General features: G+C 68.2%; 23 protein-coding genes. 12 read left to right on the forward strand and 11 right to left on the reverse strand.

Translation table 11 applies throughout. The features are described 5' to 3' along the window. Positions 1 to 25 precede the first annotated feature (25 nt). The 4 genes from QM019_RS02485 to QM019_RS02500 all read left to right on the forward strand — a co-directional run bounded on the left by QM019_RS02485 (position 26) and on the right by QM019_RS02500 (position 3,022). Positions 26 to 985 (forward strand): NAD-dependent epimerase/dehydratase family protein, encoded by a 960-nt coding sequence (locus tag QM019_RS02485; RefSeq protein WP_282851734.1) that lies wholly within the window; start codon positions 26 to 28, stop codon positions 983 to 985. A gap of 62 nt (positions 986 to 1,047) precedes the next feature. Continuing rightward, positions 1,048 to 1,845: an SDR family oxidoreductase gene (locus QM019_RS02490; RefSeq protein ID WP_282851735.1), complete on the forward strand. Its 798-nt coding sequence runs from the start codon at positions 1,048 to 1,050 to the stop codon at positions 1,843 to 1,845. 15 nt (positions 1,846 to 1,860) lie between these two features. Further along, positions 1,861 to 2,364 (forward strand): nuclear transport factor 2 family protein, encoded by a 504-nt coding sequence (locus QM019_RS02495; RefSeq protein WP_282824953.1) that lies wholly within the window; start codon positions 1,861 to 1,863, stop codon positions 2,362 to 2,364. Between the two features lie 94 nt (positions 2,365 to 2,458). Then, positions 2,459 to 3,022 carry a DJ-1/PfpI family protein gene (locus QM019_RS02500; RefSeq protein ID WP_282824955.1) on the forward strand — a complete coding sequence of 188 codons (564 nt, stop codon included), beginning with the start codon at positions 2,459 to 2,461 and terminating at the stop codon, positions 3,020 to 3,022. On the opposite strand, the gene QM019_RS02505 is transcribed toward QM019_RS02500, so the two are convergent. From QM019_RS02505 to QM019_RS02530, 6 genes are read right to left on the reverse strand one after another with little or no spacing between them, the layout of a single operon-like run. Then, positions 3,019 to 4,278, reverse strand: a complete 1,260-nt coding sequence (locus tag QM019_RS02505; protein WP_282824957.1) for an alpha-hydroxy acid oxidase — start codon at positions 4,276 to 4,278, stop codon at positions 3,019 to 3,021. The two genes, QM019_RS02500 and QM019_RS02505, sit on opposite strands and share 4 nt — an antisense overlap. 16 nt (positions 4,279 to 4,294) lie before the next feature. Beyond that, the gene (locus QM019_RS02510) at positions 4,295 to 5,749 is read right to left on the reverse strand and encodes a rhamnulokinase (protein ID WP_282851736.1); all 1,455 of its coding nucleotides are present in this window, start codon (positions 5,747 to 5,749) and stop codon (positions 4,295 to 4,297) included. A gap of 8 nt (positions 5,750 to 5,757) precedes the next feature. Then, positions 5,758 to 7,800: a bifunctional aldolase/short-chain dehydrogenase gene (locus tag QM019_RS02515; protein ID WP_282851737.1), complete on the reverse strand. Its 2,043-nt coding sequence runs from the start codon at positions 7,798 to 7,800 to the stop codon at positions 5,758 to 5,760. Positions 7,801 to 7,818: 18 nt separating this feature from the next. After that, entirely contained in the window at positions 7,819 to 8,097 is a 279-nt protein-coding gene (locus QM019_RS02520; RefSeq protein WP_282851780.1) for a hypothetical protein, read from the reverse strand. Continuing rightward, positions 8,094 to 9,197 carry an ABC transporter permease gene (locus QM019_RS02525; RefSeq protein ID WP_282851738.1) on the reverse strand — a complete coding sequence of 368 codons (1,104 nt, stop codon included), beginning with the start codon at positions 9,195 to 9,197 and terminating at the stop codon, positions 8,094 to 8,096. The genes QM019_RS02520 and QM019_RS02525 overlap by 4 nt, the downstream gene beginning before the upstream one ends. Beyond that, the gene (locus tag QM019_RS02530) at positions 9,194 to 10,702 is read right to left on the reverse strand and encodes a sugar ABC transporter ATP-binding protein (RefSeq protein WP_282851739.1); all 1,509 of its coding nucleotides are present in this window, start codon (positions 10,700 to 10,702) and stop codon (positions 9,194 to 9,196) included. The genes QM019_RS02525 and QM019_RS02530 overlap by 4 nt, the downstream gene beginning before the upstream one ends. A gap of 300 nt (positions 10,703 to 11,002) precedes the next feature. On the opposite strand from QM019_RS02530, the gene QM019_RS02535 reads away from it, so the two are divergent. Further along, on the forward strand, positions 11,003 to 12,001 hold the full coding sequence (locus tag QM019_RS02535; RefSeq protein ID WP_282851779.1) for a LacI family DNA-binding transcriptional regulator: 999 nt from the start codon (positions 11,003 to 11,005) through the stop codon (positions 11,999 to 12,001). A gap of 51 nt (positions 12,002 to 12,052) precedes the next feature. Here QM019_RS02535 and QM019_RS02540 read toward each other — a convergent pair whose 3' ends face one another. Then, complete coding sequence (locus QM019_RS02540) at positions 12,053 to 12,649, reverse strand: AEC family transporter (RefSeq protein WP_282851740.1); 597 nt, start codon at positions 12,647 to 12,649, stop codon at positions 12,053 to 12,055. 210 nt (positions 12,650 to 12,859) lie between these two features. After that, complete coding sequence (locus tag QM019_RS02545) at positions 12,860 to 13,357, reverse strand: DUF1648 domain-containing protein (RefSeq protein WP_282851741.1); 498 nt, start codon at positions 13,355 to 13,357, stop codon at positions 12,860 to 12,862. Positions 13,358 to 13,491: 134 nt separating this feature from the next. Here QM019_RS02545 and QM019_RS02550 point away from each other — a divergent pair, with 134 nt between their 5' ends. Next, on the forward strand, positions 13,492 to 14,049 hold the full coding sequence (locus QM019_RS02550; protein ID WP_282851742.1) for a hypothetical protein: 558 nt from the start codon (positions 13,492 to 13,494) through the stop codon (positions 14,047 to 14,049). Between the two features lie 18 nt (positions 14,050 to 14,067). After that, positions 14,068 to 15,042, forward strand: coding sequence for a GNAT family N-acetyltransferase (locus QM019_RS02555; RefSeq protein ID WP_282851743.1), 975 nt, complete (start codon positions 14,068 to 14,070; stop codon positions 15,040 to 15,042). A gap of 256 nt (positions 15,043 to 15,298) precedes the next feature. Here the strand turns inward: QM019_RS02555 and QM019_RS02560 are convergent, their stop codons facing one another. After that, a complete protein-coding gene (locus tag QM019_RS02560; RefSeq protein WP_282851744.1) occupies positions 15,299 to 15,979 on the reverse strand; it encodes an SDR family NAD(P)-dependent oxidoreductase in 681 nt (226 codons plus the stop codon). A gap of 60 nt (positions 15,980 to 16,039) precedes the next feature. On the opposite strand from QM019_RS02560, the gene QM019_RS02565 reads away from it, so the two are divergent. The 5 genes from QM019_RS02565 to QM019_RS02585 all read left to right on the forward strand — a co-directional run bounded on the left by QM019_RS02565 (position 16,040) and on the right by QM019_RS02585 (position 18,284). Beyond that, positions 16,040 to 16,639 (forward strand): FMN-binding negative transcriptional regulator, encoded by a 600-nt coding sequence (locus tag QM019_RS02565; protein ID WP_282851745.1) that lies wholly within the window; start codon positions 16,040 to 16,042, stop codon positions 16,637 to 16,639. A gap of 119 nt (positions 16,640 to 16,758) precedes the next feature. Next, complete coding sequence (locus tag QM019_RS02570; protein WP_193128518.1) at positions 16,759 to 17,094, forward strand: ArsR/SmtB family transcription factor; 336 nt, start codon at positions 16,759 to 16,761, stop codon at positions 17,092 to 17,094. Further along, positions 17,087 to 17,521 carry an SRPBCC family protein gene (locus tag QM019_RS02575; protein ID WP_193128517.1) on the forward strand — a complete coding sequence of 145 codons (435 nt, stop codon included), beginning with the start codon at positions 17,087 to 17,089 and terminating at the stop codon, positions 17,519 to 17,521. Before QM019_RS02570 ends, QM019_RS02575 begins: the two co-directional genes overlap by 8 nt. Before the next feature lie 41 nt (positions 17,522 to 17,562). Then, entirely contained in the window at positions 17,563 to 17,922 is a 360-nt protein-coding gene (locus QM019_RS02580; protein ID WP_282851746.1) for a nuclear transport factor 2 family protein, read from the forward strand. Between the two features lie 14 nt (positions 17,923 to 17,936). Then, on the forward strand, positions 17,937 to 18,284 hold the full coding sequence (locus QM019_RS02585; protein WP_282851747.1) for a TfoX/Sxy family protein: 348 nt from the start codon (positions 17,937 to 17,939) through the stop codon (positions 18,282 to 18,284). 24 nt (positions 18,285 to 18,308) lie between these two features. Here the strand turns inward: QM019_RS02585 and QM019_RS02590 are convergent, their stop codons facing one another. Together QM019_RS02590 and QM019_RS02595 are read right to left on the reverse strand one after the other, a co-directional pair. After that, positions 18,309 to 19,331, reverse strand: a complete 1,023-nt coding sequence (locus QM019_RS02590) for an LLM class flavin-dependent oxidoreductase (RefSeq protein WP_282851748.1) — start codon at positions 19,329 to 19,331, stop codon at positions 18,309 to 18,311. A gap of 37 nt (positions 19,332 to 19,368) precedes the next feature. Next, on the reverse strand, positions 19,369 to 20,568 hold the full coding sequence (locus QM019_RS02595) for a Fic family protein (RefSeq protein ID WP_193128515.1): 1,200 nt from the start codon (positions 20,566 to 20,568) through the stop codon (positions 19,369 to 19,371). Positions 20,569 to 20,610: the final 42 nt, after the last annotated feature.

Below are 20,610 nucleotides of genomic sequence, written 5' to 3' on the forward strand. Positions count from 1 at the left end.
CCACCAACCCCATTCGGAGGACCCCATGTCGCTGCACCTCGTTCTCGGCGCCGGCCCCGTCGGCCGCGCCACCGCATCCCAACTCGCCGCCCTGCCCGACCACGAGGTCGTGCTCGCAAGCCGCTCGGGCACGGGCCCGGTCATCGCCGGCGTGCGCCGCATCGCGCTTAACGCCGGCGACGCCGCGGCGCTCACGAAGGCCGCCGACGGCGCGGCCGTCATCTACAACTGCATGAACCCCGGCAGTTACACCAAGTGGGAAGCCGAGTGGCCGCCGATCTACCGCGCGATGATCGCCGCCGCCGAGCGCACGGGCGCGGTGCTCGCGATGGTCTCGAACCTCTACATGTACGACCCCGCCGTGCAGCCGCTGCGGCCGAACGGCCCCGAGGGCACCCCCGACCACAAGGGTGAGCTGCGCGGCCGGCTCGACCGCGAGGTGCTCGAGGCGCACGAGGCCGGCCGCCTGCGCGCGGTCATCGTGCGCGCATCCGACTACCTCGGCGAGGGCATCGGCCAGAACGGCATGGGCACGCGCCTCATCGAGGCCGCCGCGAAGGGCAAGTCGGTGCAGGCGATCGGCGAGATCAACCTGCCGCACACCTGGACTTACGTGCCCGACGTCGCTGCCACCGTGATCGCCGCCGCCGCGAAGCCGGAGGCGCTCGGCCGCATCTGGTTCGCGGCGAGCAACGAGCCGCGCACGCAGCACGAGCTGCTCACCGAGCTGCTCGCCTCGGTCGACAAGCCCATGGTGAAGATCTCGGGCATGCCGATGTGGCAGCTCACTGTGATCGGCTGGGGCGTGCCGCTCATGCGCGAGGTGAAGGGCGTCTCGTACCAGTTCACTGGCCCGTGGCTCTACGACAACTCGGCGACGCGCACCGAACTCGGCGTCGAACCCACGCCCTGGGCCGAGGTGCTGCGCGAGACCGCGCTGCACAACGGCGCCGGCGCACCCGCCACGGCCGGCACACCCGCGTAGCGCCCGCGTCACACGGCGACTCGCAAGTTGAGCGGGTCGCCGTGTCGGCGTGAACTTGAGGCATGAGCACCACCGACAGCGCACGACCCGGCCGCCTCGCGGGCAAGGTCGCCTTCATCACCGGCGCGGGCGCGGGCATCGGCCTCGCCACCGCGCACCGCTTCATCGACGAGGGCGCAGTCGTCGCGGCCGCCGACCTCACGCCGCCCGACGCGAACGACTCGCTGCTGCCGCTGCAGGTCGATGTGCGCGACCAGGCGAGCCTGGATGCGGCGGTTGCGGCCACGCTCGAGCGCTTCGGCCGCATCGACGTGCTGTTCGCGAACGCGGGCGTGCTGTTGCCCGAGGCCCCGGCCGAGGAGCTCGACGAGGCCACCTGGAACACCGTCATCGACATCGACCTCTCGGGGGTCTGGCGCACCGCCAAGGCGGTCTTCCCCGCCCTGAAGCAGAACCCGAACGGCTCGAGCGTGATTCTCGCGTCGTCGACCGCGGGCATTCGCGGCGGCGCGAACACGAGCGCCTACACCGCGGCGAAGACCGCGCTCGTCGGCCTCGCGAAGGTCTGGGCACACGAGCTCGGCGCGTTCGGCGGCCGCGTCAACACAACGCATCCGACCGCCGTCGGCACCGACCTCGTGCTCAACGAGGGCAACCTGCGCCGCTACCGACCCGACCTCGTCGACCCGACGCCCGAAGACGTCATCGAGCCGTTCAAGCGCGGCAAGCTGCTCGACGTGCCGTGGATCGACCCCGTCGACGTCGCAAACGCCGTGCTCTTCCTCGCCTCCGACGAAGCCCGCTACATCACGGGCGCGAACCTCACGATCGACGCCGGCTCCACCACCAAGTGGGGCTAGGAAGATAGGACTCTCATGACGCTCACGACCCAGGACCTCCTCGACCGCGCCGAGATTCTTGACGCGATCAACGCCTACTCGCACGCGCTCGACCAGCGCGAGTGGGGCATCCTCGCCGACGCCTTCACGCCCGACGCCGACATCGTGCTCATCGACCGCGACACCCACTACACGCCGCAGTCGCTGCAGGATGCGCTGAGCGGGCAGAACGACTCGACCCGCCTCTCGGGGCAGCACGTCAACGGCAACACCCGCTTCGAGATCGACGGCGACACCGCGCACACCGTCACCGAGGTACTCTGGGTGACGCTGCAGACGACCGACGACCCCGAGTCGTTCAAGCACATCCGCGCCGGCGGCATCTACGTCGACGACCTCGTGCGCACCGACGCCGGCTGGCGCATCGCGCGCCGCGAGCTCGCGCTGAAGAACCGCGTCATCGAGTACCTGCCCTACGACGCGGCCGACGTCGAGAACATCCGCTACACCCTCGCCTCAAGCTGGTACAAGACCGCCTAAGCCAGGCGTGCGGCGGCGCTTTCACGCATCCTGAAGCTTGCCGCCGCACACTGCTCCTGTGGCCGGAATCACCGGCCCGCGCAAAGGAGCAACCATGTCGAAAGTCCTGATCATCGCCGGCGATTTTTCCGAGACCCTCGAAGTGTTCTACCCCTACGAGCGCCTGCGCGAGGAGGGCTACGAACCCGTCATCGCGTCGCTCGAGAAGAAGCGCCTGCAGTTCGTGGTGCACGACTTCGAGCCCGGATATTTCAGCTTTACCGAGAAGCCGGGGCACGGCTGGGACGCCGACATCGCGGTCGCTGACGTCAACCCCGACGACTACGTTGCGCTCGTGATCCCCGGTGGCCGCGCGCCCGAGTACCTGCGCAACAACGCCGACGTGCAGCGCATCGTGCAGCACTTCTTCGGGGCGGATGCGCCGGTCGCGTCGACCTGCCACGGCCCGTTGATCCTCGCGAAGTCGGGCGTGCTCTCGGGCCGCACCTCGTCGGGCTTCCCCGAGGTCGCGCCCGACATCGAGTCAGGCGGCGCGACCTACCAGGGCGGCGAGGCGGTTGTCGACGGCAACCTCGTCACCTCGCGCGCATGGAACGACAACGGCCCCTGGTTCGGCGCCTTCATCAAACTGCTGCGCGAGCGCGCGCCGCTCGCCTAGCGAACGAACGAATCGGCCCCGACCGAGCGCACCGGGGTGAGGCGCTCGAGCTGCGTCACATGGCGCGGCTCGAGTTCCTCGACGGTCGCGACGCCAAGCAGCGCCATGGTGCGCTTCACCTGCGAGCCGAGGATCTCGATCATACGGTCGACGCCCTCGCGGCCACCAGCCATGAGGCCGTAGAGGTATGCACGGCCGACGAGCGTGAACTTCGCGCCGAGCGCCATCGAGGCGACAATGTCGGCGCCGTGCATGATTCCCGTGTCGATCATGACGGTGGCGTCGGCACCGACCTCTCGAACGACCTCGGGCAGCAGGCGGAACGGAATTGGCGCGCGGTCGAGCTGACGGCCGCCGTGGTTCGACAGGATGATGCCGTCGACACCCTTATCGATGAGCCGCACCGCGTCGGGCACGTTCTGCACGCCCTTCACGACGAGCTTGCCCGGCCACATCTCGCGGATGATCGTGAGGTCGTCGTCCGAGATCGTCGGGTCCATCGCATAGTTGAGCAGCTCGCCGACGGTGCCGCCGGTCGTCGAGAGCGAGGCGAACTCGAGCTTCGGCGTGGTGAGGAAGTCCCACCACCACCACGGGCGCGGAATCGCGTCGACGATCGTCTTCACCGACAGCTGCGGTGGAATCGAGAAGCCGTTGCGGGTGTCGCGCATGCGGTTGCCCGCGATCGGGGTGTCAACCGTGAACATGAGTGTGTCGAAGCCGGCCTTCGCGGCGCGCTCGACGAGGCCGTACGAGATCTCGCGTTGGCGCATGACGTAGAGCTGGAACCAGTTGCGACCGGTCGGGTTCGCCGCCTTGACGTCCTCGATCGACGTCGTGCCGAGCGTCGAGAGCGAGAAGGGGATGCCCGCGGCCGCGGCAGCGCCGGCGCCGGCGGTCTCGCCCTCGGTCTGCATGAGGCGCGTGAACCCGGTGGGCGCAATGCCGAACGGCAGAGCGCTGCGCCCGCCGAGAATATCGACCGAGGGGTCAACTTCGGGTGCCGGGCGGAGGATGTCGGGGTGGAATTCGACGTCACGGAACGCCTGGCGTGCGCGACGCATCGAGATCTCGTCGTCGGCCGCACCATCGGTGTAGTCGAACGCGGCGGCGGGCGTGCGGCGCTTCGCGATCTTGCGCAGGTCAGCGATCGTCAACGCTTGCGACAGTCGACGGCGCTTGAGGTTGAAATCAGGCTTCTGCAAATGCAGATACTCGAAAATCTCCGACGGCTTTGGAACCTGACGCTGCACCATATTTTCGTCCTCTTGTTCAGTAGTTCTCGTTGCTCGACACCCGCGGAGTGAAGCGGCGCAGGTCAACGGTCTGCGCAATCAGCGCTCGCAGGGCTTCCAGGTCGCCACGCACGGCGCCAAGGGCCCGCGCCTGCACAACGAGGTTGCCGAGCGCGGTCGCCTCGACCGGCCCGGCGACAACAGTAAGTACAGCACGGTCGGCCGTGAGTTGGCAGAGCAGGGTGTTGAGCGAGCCACCCCCGACGAGGTGGATCGCGCCCACCCGCTTGCCCGACAGTTCGGCAGCGCGGTGTACGGCATCCGCGAACGCCGCGGCGAGCGACTCGAGGATGCTCCGCACCAGCTCTGCGCGCCCGCTCGGCACCGCGAGGCCGCGGCCCGCGAGCCACTCGGCGATGCGCGCGTGCATGTCGCCCGGGGGCGCGAATACTGGGTCGTTCACATCAAAGACGGGCTGCGGAGCGCCCACGTCGGCCGCCGCGGCGAGCAGCTCGCCGAAGTCGATCGCCGCACCGTCGGCGCGCTCCCAGCCGCGGATCGTCTCGGAGAGCACCCAGAGCCCCATGACGTTGTGGAGGAAGCGGGTGCGGCCGTCGACGCCGCGCTCGTTCGTGAAATTCGCAGCGCGGGATGCCTCGGTGACGACAGGCGCCTCGAGCTCGACGCCGACGAGACCCCAGGTACCGCAGCTGATGAACGCGACGTCGGGGTCGGTCATTGGAATACCGACGACCGCCGAGGCGGTGTCGTGTGAACCGACCGCGAGCACCGGCACGCGCGTGCCGAAACCGGTGGCCTCGCCGACGCTCTCGCGCAGTGTGCCGATTTCGGTGCCGGGGTCGACGAGCGGCGGCAGAATCTCGGTGGGAATCCCGAGCTGCTGCGCGAGGTCGAAGTCCCACTCCCCCGCGAGCGAGAGCAGCCCGGTCGTCGAGGCGTTCGTGCGCTCGGCCACCTCGGCGCCCGTGAGCCAGTATCCGAGCAGGTCGGGGATGAGCAGTGCCCGGTCGGCCTGCGCGATCCGCGTCTCGTCAAGCACCTCCGCGACGTACTGGTACACCGTGTTGAAGGGCAGGTACTGCAGGCCGTTGCGGGTGTACAGCTCGGCGAAGGGGATGCGCTTGTGCGCGAGCTCGGCCGCCCGCGCGCCCCGCTCATCTCGGTAGTGGAATGGCACACCGAGCATGCTGCCGCGGCGTAGCAGCGCGTAGTCAACGGCCCACGAGTCGATGCCGATCGACTGCAGCTGGGCGCCCGAGCGCCGCTGCATCTCGCGGCCCGCGTCGCGCAGGCCGTCGAGGATGCTGCGATAGAGCTCGACGATGTTCCAGTGCAGCCCATCTGGCAGCTCGACGGGGGTGTTCGGGAACCGGGCGACCGTGTGCATCCGCAGCTCGCCCGGCCCGACTTCGCCGACGATGACCCGGCCGCTTGTGGCGCCGAGGTCAACCGCAGCGACGTGTGCGCTCATCGCCGCGCCTATCGCAGGAACGCGGCGGCGACGCCGGAGTCGACGGGCAGGTGCACGCCAGTGGTGCGCGAGAGCTCCGGGCCCGTGAGCACGTAGACGGCGTCGGCGATGTTCTCGGGCACGACCTCGCGCTTGAGGATCGTGCGGTTCGCGTAGAACTGGCCGAGGTCTTCCTCCTTCACGCCGTAGGTCGCGGCGCGCTGCGCGCCCCAGCCACCGGCGAAGATGCCCGAGCCTCGCACGACACCGTCGGGATTGATGCCATTGACGCGCACACCGTGCTCGCCCAGCTCGACCGCGAGCAGTCGCACCTGGTGCGCCTGGTCGGCCTTCGTCGCCGAGTAGGCGATGTTGTTCGGGCCCGCGAACACCGAGTTCTTCGAGGCGATGTAGACGATGTCGCCGCCGAGCTGCTGATCGATCAGCACCCGCGCCGCCGCCTTCGCAACGAGGAACGAGCCCTTTGCCATGACGTTGTGCTGGAGGTCCCAGTCGCGTTCGGTGGTCTCGAGCAGCGGCTTCGACAGCGAGAGGCCGGCGTTGTTCACGACGAGGTCGAGGCCGCCGAACGCAAGCACCGCTTCGTCGACCGCGGCCTGCACGGCGGCCTCGCTCGAGACGTCGGCGGCCACGCCGATCGCGACGTCGCTCGAGCCGAGCTCGGCGGCCGTGGCCTGCGCCTTCTCGAGGTCGAGGTCGGCGATAACGACGCAGGCGCCCTCGCGGGCGAGTCGGGTCGCGACGGCCTTGCCAATGCCCGAGGCGGCGCCGGTGACGATGGCGATGCGGCCCTGGTGCGAGCGCGGCTTCGGCCGACGCTGCAGCTTCGCCTCCTCGAGCGCCCAGTACTCGATGCGGAACTTCTCAGACTCGTCGATGGGTTGATACGTCGACAGCGCCTCGGCGCCGCGCATCACATTGATGGCGTTGACGTAGAACTCGCCAGCGACGCGGGCGGTCTGTTTGTCGGCGCCGTACGAGAACATGCCGACGCCCGGCACGAGCACGATAAGCGGGTCGGCCCCGCGCATGGCGGGCGGCGCCTCGTCGGCGTAGCGCTCGTAGTAGGCGGCGTAGTCGGCGCGGTAGGCCTCGTGCAGCTCGCGCAGACGCGCGGTCTGCTCCTCGACGGATGCGGTGGACGGCAGGTCGAGCACGAGCGGCTTCACCTTGGTGCGCAGGAAGTGGTCGGGGCAGCTGGTGCCGAGCTCGGCGAGGGGCGCGAGCTTCTCGCGCTGGAGGAAGTCGAGGACCTCCTCGGAGTCGGTGTAGTGGCCGACCATGGGTTTGTCGGCCGAGGCGATGCCGCGAACCACGCCCGCGAGCGCGGCGGCCCGCGCATGGCGCTCGGCCTCGGGCAGCGGCTCGAAGCCGGGCACGACGGCGCCGAAGGGCTCGGCCGCGCCGTTCGCGGCGATGTACTCCTCGGCGGTGCGGATGATCCAGAGCGAGTGTTCCTCAGCCTCAGCCGAGGTGTCGCCCCACGCGGTGATGCCGTGGCCGCCGAGGATGCAGCCAATCGCCTCGGGATTCGCGTCCTTGATCGCGGCGATGTCGAGCCCGAGCTGGAAGCCGGGGCGGCGCCAGGGCACCCAGACGACGCGCTCGCCGAAGATCTTCTCGGTAAGTGCCTCGCCGTCGGCGGCGGTCGCGATGGCGATGCCGGAGTCGGGGTGGAGGTGGTCGACGTGCGCGGCGTCGACGAGCGCGTGCATCGCGGTGTCGATCGACGGCGCGGCGCCGCCCTTGCCGTGCAGGCAGAAGTCGAACGCGGCGACCATCTCGTCCTCGCGCTCGACGCCGGGGTAGACGTCGCGCAGGGCTCGCACCCGGTCGAGGCGAAGCACGGCGAGGCCGGGCTCGGTGAGGGTGCCCAGGTCGCCGCCCGAGCCCTTCACCCAGAGCAGCTCAACCGCATCCCCCGTCACCGGGTCGGTGTCGCTGCCCTTGGCTGAGGTGTTGCCGCCGGCGTAGTTCGTGTTGCGCGCATCGGCGCCGAGCCGGTTGCTGCGGGAGAGAAGATCGGCGACGGCCGGATTCGTGGTGGTCATGCGAGTGTCGTCTGCTTTCTACGCGCCCCAGGAGGCCTGCTGGCCCCCGACGCGTTCCTGGGCGATCAGCTGCTGGTAGCCCGACGCGGCGTAGGCGCGCATCGGATTGGCGGCGAAGCCGCGCACGGCGGTCATGGCGACGAGCGCGACGACGACGAGCAGCAGCACGATCGCCATCTCACGGCTGATCAGGAGGCGCTTCCACGCGGGGCGCCCGAACGGCGCAATCACGCGGGTGGGGGCACCGACGGCCGCCTCGGCGGGCGTCGGTTCGCGGGTGGTGTCGATGGTGGTCATGCGTTGCTCCTGGCCGTCTCTGGTTCGGGCACTCCGGGCGGGGGCGGGGCATCCTCCCGGCCGCGAGATTCGATGAGTCGTCGTTTCTGGCGCAGCGCGACCGCGCGGTCGAGCACGATGGCGCCGAGGATGAGCAGGCCGACGACGAAGCGCTGCCAGAAGTCGGGGATACCGAGCACCGGAAGTGCGCGGTTGATGGTGGCGAGCAGCATGCCGCCGATTGCGGCGCCCCAGAGGGTGCCGACGCCACCGGTGATCGCGACGCCGCCGATGACGGCCGCCCCGACCGCGTCGAGCTCCCAGCCAGAACCGGCCTGCGAGTTCACGGTGCCGTAGCGCGCCGCGTAGAACACGCCGGCGAGGCCCGCGAGCGCACCCGAGAGCACGAACGCCGTCAGCACGCGGCGCGTGGTCTTGAGGCCGTAGAGCTCGGCAGCGGCGGGGTCGGAGCCGATCGCGTAGTACTCGCGGCCGCCGCGGGTGTTCTTGATGAGCCAGGCCGCAATGAACAGCACGATGAAGGCGATGATCGCGAGAATCGGAATCGAGAGCACCTGGCCCGTGCCGAGCGAAAGGAAGTCGCGGGGCAGGTCGCTCGCGTTGATGCGGTCGCTTCCGGCCCAGAGCACGTTGATGCCGCGGTAGGCGTAGAGCATGCCAAGCGTGATCACCATGGCCGGCACCCGCGCGAAGGCGACGAGCGCGCCGCTGATCAGGCCGAGCACGCCGCCGAAGATGACGACGAGCACGATGACGAGCAGCATCGGGATGCCCGGCAGGTCGATGAACAGGCGGCCAGTGAGGTAGGCAGACAGGCCCATGACCGAGCCGACCGAGAGGTCAACGTTGCGGGTGATGAGCACAATGCCCTGGCCGACCGCAACGAGCACGAGGATCGACGGGGTGAGGAACAGGTCGCGCCAGCCGTCGGCCGAGAACGTGAAGTTCGGGTTCTTCGCGGTCGCGGCGACGATGACGATGAGCAGGGCGAGCAGGATGCTCAGCTCGCGCACGCGGCCCATGAACGAAATGCGTCGGCTCACCCGAGAGGTCGGGATCGCGGTGGTAGCGACGGGCTTCAGCCCGGGAAGATTGCTCATGCCACGGACTCCTTGGCATCGTGGGTTGCGAGGTGCATCACCGATTCCTGCGTTGCCTCGTCGCGCGTGAGCTCGCCGGTAAGCCGACCCTCGCGCATGACGAGCACGCGGTCGGCCATGCCGAGCACCTCCGGCAGCTCGGACGAGATCATGAGCACGGCCATCCCCTGCCCCGCGAGCTCAGAGAGCAGGCGGTGCACTTCGGACTTGGTGCCGACGTCGATGCCGCGGGTGGGCTCGTCGATGATGAGCAGGTCGGGGTTGCGCGAGAGCCACTTCGCGAGCACGACCTTCTGCTGGTTGCCGCCCGAGAGGGTCGAGGCGACCGTGTCGAGCGCGTTCGTCTTGACCTCGAGGCGGCTCGCCCAGATGGCGGCGGCGCGGTTCTCGATGCCGGTGGTGATCAGACCCCACTTGGCGAGGCGATTGCGCAGGGCGAGGGTGACGTTGCGGCCGACCGTGTCGTCGATGACGAGGCCCTGGTAGCGGCGGTCTTCGGGCACGAGGGCGATGCCGGCGCGCATCGCGGCCGCGGGCGAGCCCTTCGCGAGCGTCTTGCCCTCGAAGCGCACCGAGCCGGTGCGGTAGGGGTCGACGCCGAACACCGCGCGGGCGACCTCGCTGCGGCCGGCGCCGACGAGGCCCGCGAGTGCGACGATCTCGCCGCGGCGCACCTGGAACGAGATGTCGCTGAACACGCCGGGCTGCGTGAGGCCGTTGACCTCGAGCAGCACCTCCCTGATCTCGGCGGGCTGCTTCGGGAACAGCTCGGTGACGTCGCGGCCGACCATGCGCTTCACGATCTGGTCGACCGTCGCGTCGGCGGTCGCCACCGTCTCGATGTAGGCGCCGTCGCGCATCACCGTGATCTGGTCGCAGAGCGCGAAGACCTCTTCGAAGCGGTGCGAGATAAAGATGAGGCCGCGGCCCTCGTCGCGCAGGGCGCGGGCGATCGTGAACAGCCGGTCGACCTCGACGCCCGAGAGCGCCGCGGTGGGCTCGTCCATGATCAGCAGCTTCGCGTCGAGCGACACGGCCTTCGCGATCTCGATGACCTGCTGGTCGGCGATCGAGAGGCCCTCGGCGGGGCGGTCGGGGTCGATCTTCACGCCGAGGCGGGTGAACAGTCGCTCGACCTCGTGGCGCATCTCACGCGAGTCGATGCGACCGAAGCGGCCGACGGGCTGGCGGCCCATGAAGATGTTCTCGGTGACCGAGAGGTCGGGGAACAGCGTCGGCTCCTGGTAGATCACCGCGATGCCGGCATCCTTCGACTGGGCCGTCGAGCTGAAGTCGACGTCTTCGCCGTCGAGGCGCAGGGTGCCCGAGTCGCGCTGATAGAGGCCGGCGACAATCTTCACGAGGGTGGACTTACCGGCACCGTTCTCGCCGACGAGCGCGTGGATTGACCCGCGGTCGACCTTGATGGTGCCCGAACGCAGCGCGACGACCGACCCGAAGGTCTTTCGCACGTCGCGAAGTTCTAGGACTGCAGGGGCGGACATGCTCCGTCCTCTCATCATTGCGAGGCTCACGCCAGAGGGAGTGGGATGCGGTCGGCGGGCACCGACTGCGGGCGGAAGTTCCAGGAGCCGCTCTGCTCCTTCTTGAAACGTTCCAACCAATTGCTCTGAACGTATGACACCACCGTACGCATGCCGAGCAACGCATTTATTTTTGATTCGGACCAACTTGGATATGATTCGGTTCAAGGAGTTCAAGGAGCTCAAATCAGACGGTTCATCGGCGAACCCTGACCTGCGCAGAGCACCGATTCCGGCGTGATCAGAGAGGCGGAGGCACTCATGGGTGTGAACATGCGCGACATCGCAACCGCCGCTGGCGTGAGCATGGGCACCGTGTCGAACGTGCTCAACCACCCCGAGCGCGTCTCGCCGAAGCTCGTCGAGCGCGTGCAATCGCACATCCTGCGCCTCGGTTACGTGCGCAACGACGCCGCCCGGCAGCTTCGCGCGGGTCGCAGCGACACCGTCGGTCTCGTCGTGCTCGACCTGCGCAATCCCTTCTTCACCGAGGTCGCGCGCGGCGCCGAGCTGCGTGGCGAAGAGCACGGGCTCAACCTCATGGTGACGAACAGTAACGACCGCACCTACCGCGAACTCACCCACATCGACCGCTTCGAGGAGCAGCGCGTGCGCGGCGTGCTCATCACACCGACGCCCGGCGGTATGGAACGCCTCCACCGACTGCGCGACAACGGCACTCCGGTCGTGCTCGTCGACCGCGAATCACGCGACCTCTCGTTCCCCTCGGTATCGGTCGACGACGTCGCGGGAGGCTACCTCGCAACGAAGCACTTGCTCGACTCGGGCCGCCGCCACATCGCGTTCGTCGGCGGGCCGCTCTCGATCCGCCAGGTCGCCGACCGCCTCGAGGGTGCCCAGAAAGCCGCGGCCGAGGTCACCGGGGCGACCGTCGAGTTTCTCGGCACGCCCGGCCTCACGGTCGGCGCGGGCCGCGACGTCGGACGGACGCTCTGCGAGCGCGACGCGGCGACACGCCCCGACGGCGTGTTCTCGGCGAATGACCTACTCGCCGTTGGCCTGCTGCAGGCGTTCGTGATGATCGGCAAGCTCGCGATTCCCGACGACATCGCGCTCGTCGGGTACGACGACATCGACTTCGCGGCCTCGACCGTGATTCCGCTCACCTCGGTGCGCCAGCCCGCTGAGATCATCGGCGCGACGGCGGTCGACCTGCTCGTCGAAATCGCCGACAACCCCACGGGAACGCACGACCGCGTCGTGTTCCAGCCCGAGCTCGTCATTCGCGACACGGCGTAGCCGCCGCGCGCATCCGGCCCGGGCCTGCGCATCCAGCCCCGCGCATCCCTGCTACGGCGCGAGCACCAGGCCGATCACGAGAATCGCGGGGAACGCGAGCAGCGACGTCGCGAAGGTGATGTCGCGCACCGCGAGTTTGACGAGCGTGCCGAGCACCACATCCGCGAGAATCTCGCGCGTTCGGAACGGCGTCTGCCCGATCAGGCTCATGCCGAACATCATGAGCAGCAGGGGCACGGATGCGTGGCCCAGCATGTCGAGCGGCTCCCAGATCACCGCCGGCACCTGCCACTGCGAGAGCGAGAGCACGGCGCCGATGAGCGCGCCGATCGTCACCGGGTTCGCGACGGACTTGAGAATCAGCTTGCCCGTCGAGGTGTCGCCCGGCTGCGCGCTGCGCGAGATGAACGAGAAGATCGTGAGGTAGACCGGCGCGATGATGAGCAGCTGCGACGCGAGCACCGAGATCGCCGGCACGGCGCTCGACACCGAGAACAGCGCGATCGGCAGGCCGATGTTGCCGGCGTTCGCGTAGGCCGAGGCCATCGACGCGGGCACCGCCTCGATGACCTTGCGGCGCAGCACGAAGCGGGCGATGAGGAAGAACAGCGCCGCGCCGGCGAATGCGCTGATCAGCGCGATCGGCACGAACACCCCTCCAACAATTACTAGGGGCAAGTCGCATCTCCATCGGTGCGGTATAGGGGCTTATTTTGCGGGGCTGTGGCAATCGTTGCCACGGTGTCGAAAAACGACTTCGCTCACAGTAAGACCGCGGAATCATTTCCGTCCAAGACTCGAAATGCATGTATTCATGCCCGGAGAGTATCGATGGCCGAAACGGCCCACTTTGCGTCGCTACGCGGCGCGGGACATCCGCACGATGCTCGCGAAGATCACGACGAGCAGCGCTGCGAGCCCCACCCAGAGCAGCCAGGTAACGGCGCCGTTGAGCAACACCGCCTGAAGTACCGCGAAGAAGATGAGCTGCAGGGGCACGAGCAGCCAGACGAGCATCCGTTCGGCCTCGCGGTAGAGCCGCGAGGCGTTCTCGTCGGTGACCGGCACCGGGTAGTTAAAGAGGCGCGGGTGCCGTGACATGACGGCGATGCCGACCGCGAGCACGACGAAGACGAGCGCGAGCCAGAGCACGCTCGAGCGGTGCCCATACGCATCCGGCTGCCCCGAGATGCCGAAGTGCACCGGAATCACGAGCGGCAGCGAGTAATACGCGACGACCGCCCACGCCGCGAGCCCGAGCGCGGCGAGCACGCCGGCGTGCCGAATCCACTTGATCGTGGCGTCGGTGGCTGGCGCGAGGCGGGGGCGGTCGAGCGGCATGGTGCTGCCCACCATATCGGGGGCGGTGACTGGGCCTGATGCGGGGCCTGCGGCGCGACCGGATGCGGGATCTGGTGGCAGGGGCGGCGCGCGGCCTGCGGACACCTGCGCCCAATAGGATTGGCGCAAGGCTCAGGAAGGACCCCGCAATGACTGAACCCACCGTTGCCGGCGCGCTGTCGGCCGCCTCCGATCAGGAGCTGATCGAGTTCGTGCGCCTGTGCGCCGACTTCGACTGGCGCAACTCCGAGATCCAGACTCGACGCGTGCTGCGCGAGCAGCTCGGCTGGCGCGGTGGCGCCGAGGACGACGAGATGGTGACACCCTCGGGCGCCGTCGCGCAGATTCTTGGCGACGACGAACAGACCGACTCGGTCTCGCTCGATCACACCGACTGGCAGGAGGACCTGCCTGAGGAGATCGACGACGACCACCCCATCTCGATTCGCTTCGACGAGCTCGCCGCCGTCTTCGATGACGAGTTCGACACGGTCGCGGTCGAGGGCACGACCTTCGACGGCGAGCTCGGGCTGTTCTGGATGTACGAGGACGGCACGCGCATCTGGCTCACCGATTACTCGGTGGTCGTGGTTTCGCCGTCGCTCGCCTCGGCCGAGGACTACCTCGAAGACAACCCCGACGCGTTCGACGAGCTGCTCGACGACGGCGAGGACGACGAGCCCGGCGTGAGCTTCCTTCGCCAGTAATTCGATAGCGGTCTTCCCATGCAGGTCACGATCACGTCCCTCGAGATGCTCGCGCCGCCGGCCGCGATGCCACGCGCCGTGCCGGCCGACGTGCGCATCGACCGGGCTGTTGATGTGTCGCCCGAGTTCGCGCGGTACTTGTATGGCCTCGTGGGTGGGCCGTGGCACTGGACCGACCGGCTTGGTTGGGCGCGCGAGCAGTGGGCCGAGGAGCTCGCGGTGCCGGGCACCGAGTTCTTGGTGCTCGTGCGCGACGGCCAGCCGCTCGGCTACGTGCACCTGCAGCCGCAGCCCCGCGAGGTGGATGCGCAGGTCGAGGTGCGCTACTTCGGCCTCGCCGAGGATGCGATCGGGCGTGGTCTGGGTGGCCTGCTGCTCGAGCACGGTGTTGCGGCGGCGTGGACGATGGGCGAGCGATTCTCGCTCGCCCCGATCACTCGGGTGTGGGTGCACACCTGCTCGCTCGACGGGCCGGCGGCGCTCGCAAACTATCGGGCGCGCGGCTTTGTCGAGTGCGGCACCGAAACCGAGGAGCCGGTGGTGGCGGATGCGCCGCTCGGCTCCTGGCGCTCGCTCGGCGGCCCGGTCGCCGGCCGCCCCGAGAGCCGGCACCTCAGCGAGATCGTGCACGCGAGCCCGCGCGCGGTCTGGAACTTCGCATCCGACCCCGACAATCTGCCGCGCTGGGCGGCCGGACTCGCGCAGGCGCCGGTGCGCCGCCGCGGCGAGCAGCTCGTCGTCGACTCCCCCATGGGCGAGGTGACGGTCGAGTTCGTCGGCGCGAACGACCTGGGCGTGCTCGACCACGTCGTGACCCTGCCGAGCGGCGAGGCCGCGCTCAACCCGCTGCGCGTGCTCGAGCATCCGGCCGGCGCCGAGCTCGTGTTCACGGTGCGCCAGCGCGACATGACCGTCGCCGAGTTCGACCGCGACTGCGCGGCCGTCGCCGCCGACCTCGCCCGCCTCCGCACCCTCGTCGAGTCGTCCGACTAAAGATCAGTGACGCAGTTTTCTACGATCGCCGCACTTACAACCACATTCCCCGTAGAAAACCGCACCACGACGTCGGTACGCACCCACGATCGATGCGGTTTTCTCGCAGAGCTGCACTTACAACCGCATCCCACCTAGAAAACCGCACGACGACCGGCACCGTGGCCACCAATAGATGCACTTTTCTAGGATCGCTGCGGTTACGACCGCATCAATCGTAGAAAACCGCACGGGCACGGATGCGCCGGGTCGCGCCCTACAGGTCGGCGACGCCGCGCACGCGGTGCCCGAGGGCGATCGCCTCGCCCGAGATACCGCCCGTGAGCGGCGAAACCAAGAACGCCACCAAATTCGCGGTGTCGTCGGGCGTGCTCTGCCCCGGCTTGCCGGCGCCGATCTCGGGGTCGGGCTCGGCGACGACGTTGCCGGGGTTCACCGTGTTCACCGTGATGCCGCTGCCCGCGACCGAGTCGGCGAGCGTCTTCGCCGCGACGTTGAGCGCGGCGTTGCGCACGGCCGCGCTGACGTTGCCGGTGAGGCGCGCGTTCTGCCCCGAAATGCCGACGATGCGGCCGTAGCCGGCCTCACCCATCACTTCGAGCGCCGCATTCGCGACGCGCAGGAACGTGAGCGACTTGCCCTCGATCGCCTCGCGCACCTGATCCGGGTCGGCGTGACGCGCCACGTCGAGCGTCTTCGCGGGCGGCGCCGCGGTGATCACGACGCCGTCGAGCCGGCCGTGCTCCGCGAGCACCGACGCGAAGCCCGCGCGCACCGACTCGTCGTCGCTCGCATCGAGCGTCAGCCCGCCGGCGCCGCTGCGCGAGGCCGACACGACCGTCGCCCCCTCTGCTTCGAGGCGGCGCACGATAACGCTGCCGAGGGTGCCGTTGCCGCCAACGACGAGCACGACGCGGTCAGTGAGTTGCAGATCCATGGGCACACGGTAGCGAAGCGCGGTGAGCCAAACCACGGATGCCGTAACTAAGGTCGCAGCATGCGTCACACTCCGCACTTCCTGCTCGCCGACCCCGCCGAGGTGAAGCGACTCATCCGCGAGAACCCGTGGGCAACGTTCGTGTCGAACACCGCGAACGGCCTCCTCGCGTCGCACTATCCGGTGATCCTCGACGAGTCTGCCGACGACATCGTGCTGCTCTCGCACTTCGGCCACCCCGACGACGAGGCACTCGAACTCGGCGAGCACGAACTACTCGTGATCATTCAGGGCCCGCACGACTACGTCTCGCCCAGCTGGTACGACGAGGGCCAGGTGGTGCCTACCTGGAATCACGTCACCGCCCACCTCTACGGCGTGCCCGAGATCCTCAGCGACGAGGAGAACTACGAGGTGCTCTCGGCACTCACCGACCACTTCGAGCGGCATTTCCCCCACGGCCGCAGCCTCGCCTACGACCCCGAGGGCACTCGGCGCATGGCGAAGGGCACGACGGGCCTCCGGATGCGCGTGACCCGCTTCGACGCGCGGGCCAAGTTGAGCCAGAACAAGGCTGAGCACGTCGTCGAGCGCGTCACGAACGAGTTGGATGCGCGCAACCCGCGGCTCGCGCGCGAGATGCGGCAGGTGCGCGAGTAGCGCCAGTCCCGCATCGCGCGAGCGACACTGGCTGCACATCACCTGACAATCCACGGACAGGCGTGAGTACAAACCTTCGTTTGTGTTAGCTTGAGGTCGTTCGAGCGAGGAGTGCCGCGATGACCACCGAAGCCGAAGCAGACCTTGACCTGGCGTTGCGCGCGCTCGCCGATGGCAACCGGCGCGCGATCCTGCAGGTAATCCGATCCGCGCCGCAGCCGGTCGGGACAATCGCAGAGCAGGTCGGGCTCTCGCAGCAGACCGCCTCGCACCACCTCGGAGTGCTGCGCAAGGCAGGCCTCGCGGTCGGCACCCGCGAGGGCACTCGGCATCTCTTCGCAGTCGACACCGACGGGCTGGCCGCGGTGCGCTCGTACCTCGACGACTTCTGGCCGGCGAAACTCGCTGCCCTCAAGACCGTCATCGAAGCGCGACAGGAGGGGCCTCGTGGCTGAGTTCCGAGACTCCATCTCGATCGAGGCTCCGCCCGAGACGGTGTTCGAGTACCTGATTACCAACGAGGGCATGACGGCTTGGATGGGCCAATTCGCCGACCTCGACCCGACGCCCGGCGGCAAGTTCGCCGTCGACATCGCCGGCCATCCGGTGCGCGGCGAGTACCTGCGCGTCGAGCCGCCGCACTTCGTCGCGATGAGCTGGGGCTTCGCGGGCAGCGAGGACCTGCCCGCGGGCGCATCGACGGTCGAGTTCCGACTCACCGCGATCAGCGGCGGCACCCGCGTCGACCTGCGCCACTTCGACCTGCCCGACGCCAGCGTGCGGGGTCACGCCGACGGCTGGGCAAATTTCTTGCCCCGCCTCGCCATCGTCGGAGCCGGCGGAGACGCCGGTCACGATGCCTGGCAGCCCCTCGCCGACTGAACATCCACGCCGCTTCCACGACACCAACCCAGGAGGATCTCATGGCCAACGACAACGCCCAAACCATCGTGCAGCAGTATCATCGCGCTTGGACGAGCGGGGATATCGACACCGCAATGGACCTCGTTGCCGACGACATCGCCTGCCGCGCACCCGGCGGCGACCTGCACGGCAAGGAGGCCTACCGTGGGTTCATCGGCGGTTTCGCGCCGATGCTCACCGGCATCGGCGACATCGCCGAGTTCGTCGACGGCGACCGCGTGGCGCTCTTCTATTACCCGCAGACCGCCGCAACCTCGACCACGCCAGCCGCTGAGTTCTTCACCATCGAGGACGGGAAGATCGCGCAGAGCGTGCTCATTTTCGACCGCCCCTCTTACGGCCCGCCACAGCAGGCCTGAGCCGCCACGAAATCATGACTCCCGAGCAGACGGCGCTCGTCGACCGCATTCGCGCCCTGATCACCGATGAACTAATCGTGCGCGGGGTCTCGATGTTCGGCGGGCGGTCCGTCATGGTCAACGAGAAGATCCTGGTCAGCGCGCTGAAGGGCGGCGGGCTCCTCGTCCGAGTGGATGCGCGGCAGCACGACTCGCTGCTCCGCAAGCCGGGCGCAACTCAGGCGACGATGGGACCAGGCCGAGACATGGGCCCCGGCTGGCTCGAAGTCGCGGCCGACACGATCAGCGACGAAGAACAGCTGTCGTCGTGGATCGACACCGCACTCGACTACAACCGAGCCGTGGCCGGCGGGCGCTCGTAGTCACTCCCGCCGGCCTTGCCTGCCCTAGCCGAGCGCCGGGCGAATCTCGCGCGAGATGACGTCGAGCTGGCGCAGGTTGAAGTCGACGCCGAGCGCGTTCGGCACCGTCACGAGCACCGTGTCGGCCTCCTGCACGGCTGCGTCCTGGCGCAGCTGCTCGACCAGCGCATCCGGCTCGCCGATGTAGCTGCGGCCGAACCGGGCGATCTCGCCGACGTCGATGTAGCCGACCTGGTCGACCGACTCGGCTTGCGCGCGCACGCCGAAGTAGCGGCGCGACTCGTCGTCGATGATCGGGATGATGCTGCGCGAGACGCTCACGCGCGGGGTACGGGCGTGCCCGGCCTCGCGCCACGCGTCGCGGAACTGGCGGATCTGCTCGGCCTGCGCATCCCCCATCTCAGCCCCGGTGTCTTCGGTGAGCAGGGTGGAGGACATGAGGTTGACGCCCTGCTCGGCGGCCCAGACGGCCGTCTTGCGCGAGCCAGCACCCCACCAGATGCGGTCGCGCAGGCCCGGCGACTGCGGCATGACCGGCTGCGCGTCGACCGAGTGCGAGCGGCGCGGGTCGGGGTTCGCGACGCCGGCGCCATCGATGGCGCGCAGGAAGATGTCAGTGGCGTGACGGGCCATGTCGGCACCGTCGGTGTCGCCGTCGTCGGGGATGTGCCCGAACGCGCGGTAGCCCGCGATGACCGGCTCGGGTGAGCCGCGGCTCACGCCGAGCTGCAGGCGACCGTCGGCGATGAGGTCGGCGACCGCCGCGTCCTCGGCCATGTAGAGCGGGTTCTCGTAGCGCATGTCGATGACGCCCGTGCCGAGTTCGATCTTCGACGTGCGCGCGCCGATCGCGCTGAGCAGCGGGAACGGCGCCGAGTGCTGCTGCGCGAAGTGGTGCACGCGGAAGTACGCGCCGTCGATGCCGACCTCCTCCGCGCCGACCGCGAGGTCGATTGCCTGGTGCAGGACGTCGCTTGCGGTGCGCACCTGCGAGCCGGGCACGTCCATCCAGTGCCCGAACGAGAGAAAGCCGATCTTGGTTGCCATGTTGATGCAAACGCATTCGCCGCGCGGGTATTCCAGGTTACGTACCCCGCGTCAGGGCCGCCATGACTCGAGGGGCGAAGAACCGTCGTCCGTACGATTGCTCAGGCATCTGCTCCAGTACGCCAATTTCGATGAGTTGTCCGATGAGCTTGTTTACTCGTTGATATGACAAGTTGAGTGCATCAGTGGCCCGCTTTGCCGTGAACGACGGGTTCGCGACAGCAAAATCGACTAAGGCATGCGCTGAGTCGGCCCGGATACTCGAGGCACGGATCTGGTCCTTGAGCTCGGATTGCACCTGCACAAGCTCGTTCATTTGGCGCAGTGTCTGGTCGGCAGCCGCCTGGAGGCCGCGCGCGAAGAAAGCTATGAACCCATCCCAATCACCGTCGGTGCTCACTGCGAGCAAACGGTCGTAATACTCGGCACGTCGCGCCTCAAACCATGGCGAAACTGTCAGTGTCGGTTCGGTAAGCACGCCAGCATGTAAAAGCTGCAACACAATCAAGAACCTGCCAAGTCGACCGTTTCCGTCACGGAAGGGGTGCAGTGTCTCAAACTGATAATGCGCCATCGCAGCAACAACAACCGGGTCGATTTCACCAGCGTGATCTGTCTGCATCCAATCGGCCAAGTCCCGGAGACTCGCTTCAAGAGAGAGCCCCGGCGGTGATGGAACGAACCTCGCTGCATGCACAGGGAAACCACCGATCGGCGCATCCGCCCGACGTCCAATCACGACCTGCCTCTGACGAACTCGCCCTGACTCTTCGGCAAGCGGCGTGCCTTGCATCAGGATGCCCTGCATCGAGCTTAAGAAACTGACCGATATTGGTCGCCCCTGTGTGACTTCATGAAAGCCGCTGTTCGCCATCAGTACATAGTTGAGGACTTCCATGAGTTCGGGCGTACGTGGGCGCTCCTCGTCGGCGGTGAGCACCGCTTCCAATGGTGCGTAAGTGCCCTCGAGCGCTGACGTACTTTGGGCTTCGCGTTGGAGTGCTGGGTAGCGCAGGAGCTGCGGATTGGGCAGCTGCCGCGCTGTGCTGTCGAGTGCCGCGAGGGAGGCGCGAGCATCGGCGACCGCGAGAAACGTCTTCCCCTGGAGACTCGGTGACTGCGAGGGGAGCGGCGCTGGCACAAACGCCTTGTGCGCCCAGTCACCCAACAAGGCATCAGACCCTTTGATGGGGAGTAGTGCACCCATGTGCTCGTTTTGGAACAATGTCAGATCCACAACGCAACCATACGGCCTATTAAGTTTAATTTCACGAACGCA

Source organism: Gulosibacter sediminis, assembly GCF_030011715.1.
Taxonomy (GTDB): domain Bacteria; phylum Actinomycetota; class Actinomycetes; order Actinomycetales; family Microbacteriaceae; genus Gulosibacter; species Gulosibacter sediminis.

Coding starts and splice junctions, on each gene's coding strand:
- QM019_RS02590 (WP_282851748.1), bottom strand. CDS start 19,331: ATGGCAACCAAGATCGGCTTTCTCTCGTTCGGGCACTGGATGGACGTG.
- QM019_RS02585 (WP_282851747.1), top strand. CDS start 17,937: ATGACTCCCGAGCAGACGGCGCTCGTCGACCGCATTCGCGCCCTGATC.
- QM019_RS02555 (WP_282851743.1), top strand. CDS start 14,068: ATGCAGGTCACGATCACGTCCCTCGAGATGCTCGCGCCGCCGGCCGCG.
- QM019_RS02545 (WP_282851741.1), bottom strand. CDS start 13,357: ATGGTGGGCAGCACCATGCCGCTCGACCGCCCCCGCCTCGCGCCAGCC.
- QM019_RS02485 (WP_282851734.1), top strand. CDS start 26: ATGTCGCTGCACCTCGTTCTCGGCGCCGGCCCCGTCGGCCGCGCCACC.
- QM019_RS02565 (WP_282851745.1), top strand. CDS start 16,040: ATGCGTCACACTCCGCACTTCCTGCTCGCCGACCCCGCCGAGGTGAAG.
- QM019_RS02495 (WP_282824953.1), top strand. CDS start 1,861: ATGACGCTCACGACCCAGGACCTCCTCGACCGCGCCGAGATTCTTGAC.
- QM019_RS02530 (WP_282851739.1), bottom strand. CDS start 10,702: ATGTCCGCCCCTGCAGTCCTAGAACTTCGCGACGTGCGAAAGACCTTC.
- QM019_RS02515 (WP_282851737.1), bottom strand. CDS start 7,800: ATGACCACCACGAATCCGGCCGTCGCCGATCTTCTCTCCCGCAGCAAC.
- QM019_RS02570 (WP_193128518.1), top strand. CDS start 16,759: ATGACCACCGAAGCCGAAGCAGACCTTGACCTGGCGTTGCGCGCGCTC.
- QM019_RS02560 (WP_282851744.1), bottom strand. CDS start 15,979: ATGGATCTGCAACTCACTGACCGCGTCGTGCTCGTCGTTGGCGGCAAC.
- QM019_RS02505 (WP_282824957.1), bottom strand. CDS start 4,278: ATGGTGCAGCGTCAGGTTCCAAAGCCGTCGGAGATTTTCGAGTATCTG.
- QM019_RS02510 (WP_282851736.1), bottom strand. CDS start 5,749: ATGAGCGCACACGTCGCTGCGGTTGACCTCGGCGCCACAAGCGGCCGG.
- QM019_RS02535 (WP_282851779.1), top strand. CDS start 11,003: ATGGGTGTGAACATGCGCGACATCGCAACCGCCGCTGGCGTGAGCATG.
- QM019_RS02525 (WP_282851738.1), bottom strand. CDS start 9,197: ATGAGCAATCTTCCCGGGCTGAAGCCCGTCGCTACCACCGCGATCCCG.
- QM019_RS02490 (WP_282851735.1), top strand. CDS start 1,048: ATGAGCACCACCGACAGCGCACGACCCGGCCGCCTCGCGGGCAAGGTC.
- QM019_RS02580 (WP_282851746.1), top strand. CDS start 17,563: ATGGCCAACGACAACGCCCAAACCATCGTGCAGCAGTATCATCGCGCT.
- QM019_RS02520 (WP_282851780.1), bottom strand. CDS start 8,097: ATGACCACCATCGACACCACCCGCGAACCGACGCCCGCCGAGGCGGCC.
- QM019_RS02550 (WP_282851742.1), top strand. CDS start 13,492: ATGACTGAACCCACCGTTGCCGGCGCGCTGTCGGCCGCCTCCGATCAG.
- QM019_RS02500 (WP_282824955.1), top strand. CDS start 2,459: ATGTCGAAAGTCCTGATCATCGCCGGCGATTTTTCCGAGACCCTCGAA.